This window comes from Rhizobium altiplani, assembly GCF_001542405.1.
Classification (GTDB): domain Bacteria; phylum Pseudomonadota; class Alphaproteobacteria; order Rhizobiales; family Rhizobiaceae; genus Rhizobium; species Rhizobium altiplani.
Genome location: NZ_LNCD01000014.1, coordinates 38,341 through 45,020 on the forward strand (window position 1 = coordinate 38,341; position 6,680 = coordinate 45,020).

The 6,680-nt window shown below is 64.0% G+C and carries 6 protein-coding genes; 4 read left to right on the plus strand and 2 right to left on the minus strand.

Annotation, left to right across the window (positions count from 1 at the left end; translation table 11 throughout):
- The first annotated feature begins 168 nt into the window (after window positions 1–168).
- The 3 genes from AS026_RS03125 to AS026_RS03135 are packed head-to-tail and all read left to right on the plus strand — an operon-like array spanning window position 169 to window position 3,655.
- Window positions 169–1,755 (plus strand): Mu transposase C-terminal domain-containing protein, encoded by a 1,587-nt coding sequence (locus tag AS026_RS03125; RefSeq protein WP_235777076.1) that lies wholly within the window; start codon window positions 169–171, stop codon window positions 1,753–1,755.
- A 2-nt stretch (window positions 1,756–1,757) separates the two neighbouring features.
- A complete protein-coding gene (locus AS026_RS03130; protein ID WP_028746973.1) occupies window positions 1,758–2,636 on the plus strand; it encodes a TniB family NTP-binding protein in 879 nt (292 codons plus the stop codon).
- Entirely contained in the window at window positions 2,633–3,655 is a 1,023-nt protein-coding gene (locus tag AS026_RS03135) for a TniQ family protein (RefSeq protein ID WP_028746974.1), read from the plus strand. Before AS026_RS03130 ends, AS026_RS03135 begins: the two co-directional genes overlap by 4 nt.
- 29 nt (window positions 3,656–3,684) lie before the next feature.
- Here the strand turns inward: AS026_RS03135 and scpB are convergent, their stop codons facing one another.
- Both scpB and AS026_RS03145 read right to left on the minus strand, forming a co-directional pair.
- Window positions 3,685–4,377 carry an SMC-Scp complex subunit ScpB gene (scpB, locus tag AS026_RS03140; RefSeq protein ID WP_051321166.1) on the minus strand — a complete coding sequence of 231 codons (693 nt, stop codon included), beginning with the start codon at window positions 4,375–4,377 and terminating at the stop codon, window positions 3,685–3,687.
- Between the two features lie 2 nt (window positions 4,378–4,379).
- Window positions 4,380–5,339 carry a DUF1403 family protein gene (locus AS026_RS03145; RefSeq protein ID WP_028748909.1) on the minus strand — a complete coding sequence of 320 codons (960 nt, stop codon included), beginning with the start codon at window positions 5,337–5,339 and terminating at the stop codon, window positions 4,380–4,382.
- Between the two features lie 127 nt (window positions 5,340–5,466).
- Here AS026_RS03145 and AS026_RS03150 point away from each other — a divergent pair, with 127 nt between their 5' ends.
- Window positions 5,467–6,579, plus strand: coding sequence for a tyrosine-type recombinase/integrase (locus AS026_RS03150; RefSeq protein ID WP_028748910.1), 1,113 nt, complete (start codon window positions 5,467–5,469; stop codon window positions 6,577–6,579).
- Window positions 6,580–6,680: the final 101 nt, after the last annotated feature.

A 6,680-nucleotide genomic window follows, 5' to 3' on the forward strand; every position in this document is an offset into this window, starting at 1 on the left:
GGCTTTTACTTTCGGATTTCAAATCGGAAAATGTCATACAGGCGTTAGGTTTAGACGCTAAATCGGTGTCGATTTTTCGCTAACGATTTCAAATGAAGCCCCTTGCCAAAGCGATTTCACGATCGAACCTTGCCGGCGGATCGCCCGATCTCGGACGAGCAGTGGTCGATGGCGCGTCGCATTGCCCGCGAGTTGGACAAGATCCTCGACGGTCGCGGCCCGAGGCAGGCTACCATCACGCGCGCGGCGGCTGAACTGCGCCTAACCACACGGCAAATCTACAATCTCCTCGCCCGATATCGCGCCGATCGGACGGTGACGGCCCTGCTGCCTCGCACTGCGGTCAGTCGGCGCAAACGGCTGTCGGAACAGATCGAGGAGATCATCGCGACCACACTTCGGGAGAAGTGGCTGACGCTCGAGCCGACCGGACTTGCTCCCGTGGTCGACGAGATCCGCGCGCGCTGCGAGGAAGCCGGTCTTGCCGTGCCGTCCTATGTGACGGTCGCTCGACGCATCCCGGTCTTGTTTTCGCCTGAAGAGATCGCCAAGAAGCGTTCGGCCAATCCGAAGCACTTTTTGCGGCTGAAGCCGCGACCCGGCTATATCCATGCGCCGCACCCGCTCGCCGTCTGCCAAATCGACCATACGCCGACCGATATCAATTTCGTGGAGGTTGTTGACGGGGCTGGTGTGTTCGTCGGCCGCCCTTACCTGACTGTCATCACCGACGTGGCGACACGATCCATCCTCGGCTTCTGCCTCACCTTGGAGAAGCCGTCGGTGCTGTCTGTCGCGCTATGCCTCGCCCAGGCCATGTGTCCGAAAGACGCATGGCTTGCCGCGCGCAATCTCAATCACGCCTGGCCGATGTTCGGTCGACCGCGGCTGCTGGTCGCGGACTCGGCGATGGAGTTCAAGGGGCATGCATTCCAACAAGGCTGTGAGGATTACGGCATTCGGATCCGCCCCCGCGATCGTGGCAGGGTCCATCACGGCGGCGTGGTTGAACGGCTGTTGGGCAAAGTCAACGGAGTTCTCGCTACCTATCCGGGCTCCTCGGGGCGTTCCGTCGCCCACCGCGATGAATATCCATCCGAGCGGCGCGCCTGCCTGAGCTTCGCCGATCTCGAGCGCTGCGTCGCGCTGGCCGTGATCGATCACAATCTGCAGGAAAATTCCAAGACCCTGAAGGTGCCGCTGACCGAATGGCAACGCAACGGTTCGGCATTGCCGGTCTTCGGCGACGATCCGCAACGCGTGCTGCTGTCGTTTCTACCAAGAACGGAGAGGCAATTGTCGCCGCAAGGGATCAGCATGTTCGCCCTGCACTATTATTCGGCGTGGCTGGGCGTCTTCGTTCCAGAGCGGGACCGGCTCGGAAAGCTCGAGGTGCGATACGATCCCCGCGACATCAGTCATGTCTATGTCCGCGACCCGGAAACAAGACAGTTTCGGCCGGTCGAGCGACGCGATGGCCAGTTGTCGCCAGTGACCCTATGGGAACATGCGGCCGAGCGCACCCGTCGGCGCACAACCAATCGACGCTCAAACGTCGAGAAGGTGGCGGTCCGCCGCGAGATCGCAGCCATAGCGGAGACCGCAAAGGCTTCCAAGCGCCAGTTGCGCGACGCTGTCCGCAGCGCACATGCCGCCACAGCGGACAAGCCTTATGCGGTCATGCGGCCGCCGGCGCCTCTACCGGCAGAGCATCCGCCGCGCCAAAAGAGCCGGTTGCCGGTCGAGGATTGGTAGCCATGTCGGATCATTTGCTCGAGCATGTCCGGCCATATCTCGGCCGTGATCGGGAAGAGCGGATCGCCTATATCCGCGCACCCCGTTGGATCGGGCATCATGTCGCCCAGGACAGCCATCGGCGGCTGGCCGAGCTCCTGGAACGACCTCCGTCTTTGCGAACCCAGGGGCTGATGTTGGTCGGCCCCTACGCCAACGGCAAGACGATGATCGCCGAACGCTTCGCCGTCGAGCACCTGAGAGCCGCGCCCGCGCAAAAAGTCTGGATGGTCCAGACACGCGAAGGCGCCGGCCTCGGCCATTTCTATGCCAGTATTCTGCAGGCGCTGCGCGCTCCCGGCGGCGATATGTGGGATGTCGGTCGCAAGGCGGAGCAACTCGACCACTTGCTGGAGAGCCTCAAGCCGAAGGTGCTGATTCTCGACGAGTTCCACAATGCGCTGCGGGGCCGTGCCCGCGACGTCGAAGCCGTCTTTGCCTTCCTGCGGCGGATCGGCCGCCAGTACGACATCTCGCCGGTGCTGATCGGCGAGGTGGCCGTCTGCGATTTCATCAACGCCACCAGCGAGATGGCGAGCCGCTTCGAGCTGGTCGCGGTCCCACGCTGGCAGTATGACGAAAACTATCTCATGCTGCTCGACAGTCTCGAGGCCGCATTGCCGCTGGCCAAAAGCTCCGATTTGTCGAACGAGCCGTTGGCGCGTCGGATATTCAGCCTCTCGGAAGGCTTGATCGGCGAGATCGTCACCATCGTCACCAAGGCGGCCGTCGCGGCGATTGGATCCGGAACCGAACGCATCAGCAAGGCCAGCATCGACGAGCTCCGCCACGTGCCGGTTTCTAAGCGGCGCAACGCGGCTCTGCGCGAGAGCCTTCTATGACGACGGTCGACGCGCCTGCACCGACGATCAGCATCCGTGAACACTATCGTGACGTCGCGTCCGACCGCTGGCCGGTCACCGTCGTGCCCCAGGCAGACGAGTTGCTGTCGAGCTGGCTACACCGGCTTGCACATGCCAATGGTGTTCCGCCGCGAGCCTTCGCTCGCGTGCTCCGGCGCAATGCGGTAATGTGGTCGCCAGCCCTTGATTTCCGGCTGCCGGGTGAAATCGCAAAGCTGCTGAGCGCCAACACCGGTATCGCGCCCGATGAGCTGGCGGCGATGATGTTGCCGCACGCCCTGCCGAGGCAGCTTCTGCTGCCGCTTCGCAACGGCGGACATCGGACAGAGTCAACCTGGCTGCAGTTTTGTTCTTACTGTCTCGCCGAGGATGCACAGCCCTATTTTCGGCGGAGATGGCGACTGGCAACCCGGGTTTCATGCTCGAAACATAGCTGTCGATTGCGCGACCGATGTCCGTCCTGCCAAAGCTGCATCGCGGTCTTTGACCAAGCTGAACTGGTGCCGCAACATTACTGTGCCCGCTGTGGCTACGACCTGCGTCGCGCATCGAGAATTGGCATCAGTCCAGCGGCAAGACAACTCGATCGCTGCATCGACGACATCTGTCGATTGGAAGGGATGAGAAATACGCCATCCAGCCGTTCGCTCATTCGACGCCTTTTGAACCTGCCCGATGGCATCTATTCGACGGCGAACCTGATCAGCCTGTCCACGGCGGCACGGGCGCACTGCATTGCGTGGGCAGCAAACCGACCGGACGACGACTGGCTGACGGCCGGCGACGAAACGGCAGCCGCGCAGTGGCGACTTCTGATCTTGGCGGCGAAGGGCCACCGGAGGCTCATCGAGCGTTTTGCGGACTGCCTCGAGAAACGAAGAGAACTCCGGGAACGCCAGGCTAAGACGACTGTCCAGCCAAAGCCCGTGGACGTGGCCGCCCTGCTCGGAGCGTATGCGCGTGTGATGGAGCGTGGTCGACGTCGTCGATCGGCGTGAGACAGGCCGAAACATAGCTCTTGGATGAATCAGTCGTTCTCCGATGCTTCGCTCTCGCGCATCGGCAGTGCATCCCCCTCGAGCGCCTGCCGGCTGAGCAGTCCCGCGTCCTCCAACCGTTCGAGGTCGGGAAGATCGCGTAGCGTCTCGAGGCCGAACGCCGACAGGAAATGCCTGGTGGTCACATAAGTATAGGGCGCGCCGGGTGTCGGGCTGCGCGGCCCGGAGCCAAGAAAGCCGGCGTCGCGCAAACTGGCGATCGTGTCGCGGCTCACCTCTTTGCCGAACATCTTCGACAGCTCGCCGCGGGTCACCGGTTGCAGGTAGGCGATGGCCGCCAGCACCGCGGCTTCGTGCTCGGACAGCGACACCGGAGACGACCGCGTCGGCGCCTGCGACGCGCGGATCGCGGCCGCATAGGCCGAGCGGCTTCGGTGCTGCCAGCCGCCGGCGACCGTAACGATGTCATAAGGACGCGACCGCAGGTCCTCGCGCAGATCATCGATGAGCAGCTCGATGCTGCAGCTCTTTCCGACCACCCGCGCCAGCGTCTCGCGGCTAACCGGTTCCACGGCGGCAAAAATGACCGCCTCCACCCTCAGCATCCATTCGCGCCAGCGCAGCTCCGGCGGTAGATCCTCAAGTTCCCGGTCATAGAGGATTTCATCCTCCGACCTCGATTTCCTTCCTCGATGTGTCCTGGTTGCCCCCGATCCGGTCATCGTCACAATCCAAAAATCCGGAAGGACGTGCGGCCGGAGAGTTCGCGCACCGCGCCAAAACTCTCGAGCCGCTCGAACAGCCGCGTCGCCGCCCAGCGGGAAAGATCGCTGCCGGGCGCGGAAGCCGGCACGGCATCCTCGTCGAGCAGCTTTTCGAAGACGACACCGGCGCCCTTCGTCCGCACCTTCGGCGCCGCCGCCAGCAATGCCTCGGCGCGCCGGCCGATGTCATTGGCCTGCCGCAGGGCCTCGGTCGTCCCTGACACGAGCGCCAGGCACACTGCCCGCGCAAAGCCAGGCTCGCCGGACCGCACCCGTCCGCGGCCGCCGATCGTCTTAAATGCGGCGCCATAGCGTTCGGCCATCAGCAGCGGCACGCCGCACGCCCAGCCGAGTTTTTCCGCCAACAGCCGATCGGCCAACCACCAGGCGAGGATTTCAGCGTCGGGCCGGGCGGCGCAGATTTTCGCCACCAGCTCGGCGACGGCGAAGGGTGCTGTGCGCGGCGACTGCAGCGCGGCGTCGAACAGATCGGCGAGCTCGTCCAGGCCGTCGCGGCGCAAGCCGATCAGTGCCGCCAACCCCTGCAGAACCTTGCTGCCGATCGTCCGCTTCTTCGCCGCCAGCCTTTGGAAGGCCAAAACCATTGTGCCGGCCGGTCCGGGATCGTCGTCGGGTGTGGTGAGCAGCAGCGCATCGCGCAAGGCCGGTTCGCTCTCGGTGCGGCCGATCAGCTGCACCGCCGATTGCGCGCATCTGAGCGCCAGCCGTTGACGCCAGCAGCCGGCCCAAGCGGGTTCGGTGCGCACCAGATCGTCCAAGGATTTCAGGGCGATGCCGGCGGCGAAGGCGGCGTCCGCCTCACCCAGCTCGCCGCCGCGCGGCAAAACCCAGGCCGGCAGGGGCGGCACGGCCGTGGGCGGAACTGGGGTGACGAGAGGCGAGCGGGAGCGCGAATCCATGCTGCCGAGCATAATCGAAGCGTGCAGTTTATGCCATGCGGTTCTGCCGAAACCGCACGGCCCGTCAACACTGTTTTATGTCCGGTAACCTTCCATTACCGGACATAAAGTGATAGCATCCCGAACCATGGAAAATCCCCCGGCAAACACGCCCAAAATCGACGATTCTAGCACCAACGTCGTCGATCCCGGCAGCGAATTGGGCGCTTCACCTCCCGCCCCCGGGCCGACACCCCGTGTCCCGGCGCGGCTGGAAGCCTTGGTCGAGACCGCGACAGCTTATGCCAACGCCGCCAGTTCCGAAAACACCCGCGATGCCTACGCCAAGGACTGGCGGCATTTCACCGCCTGGTGCCGCCGCGAAGGTTTTGAACCGCTGCCCCCCTCAAGCCAGGTGATCGGCCTCTATATCGGCGCCTGTGCTTCGGGCATCTCTGCCGAAAACCCGAAACGCAGTGCCCCTGCCCTCTCGGTGGCGACGATCGAGCGACGTCTCTCCGGCCTCGCCTGGAATTTTACCCAGCGCGGCGTGCCGATGGATCGCACCGACCGGCATATTGCGACGGTGCTCGCCGGCATTCGCCGCAAGCACGCCAAGCCGCCGCGACAGAAGGAGGCCGTGCTTGGCGACGACATCAAGGCGATGGTCAACACCCTCGGCCACGATCTGAGGGGCCTGCGTGACCGGGCCATCCTGCTCCTGGGCTTCGCCGGCGGCCTGCGGCGCTCCGAGATCGCCGGCCTCGACGCTGTCCGCGACGACAAGAGCGATGGCCATGGCTGGATCGAGATTTTTCCCGACCAAGGCGTCCTGGTGACGCTGCGCGGCAAAACCGGATGGCGCGAGGTCGAGGTCGGCCGCGGCGCCTCCAGCGAGACCTGCCCCGTGGCAGCCCTCGAGAGCTGGATCCGCTTCGGCCGGATTGCGCGCGGCCCCCTCTTCCGCCGCATCTTCAAGGACAACAAGACGGTCGACGTCGAGCGGCTTTCCGACAAACATGTCGCCCGTCTGGTCAAGCAGACCGCACTCGCCGCAGGCGTCCGTTCCGATCTTACGGAAGGGGAACGTGCGTTGCTGTTCTCAGGCCACTCGCTGCGCGCCGGCCTTGCCTCCTCAGCCGACATCGAGGAGCGGTATGTTCAGAAACAGCTGGGTCACGCCTCGGCGGAGATGACGCGTAAATATCAGCGGCGGCGCGACCGCTTCCGCACCAATCTGACAAAGGCGTCAGGGCTTTAAGAGGCCCCTCCCCTCGCCCGGCATGAAATCGTTAGGTCAAAATTGCGTGCCGGATTTTCAGCTTAGCGCTTCAATTGAAATCGGGAAGCAAAAGCCACAGC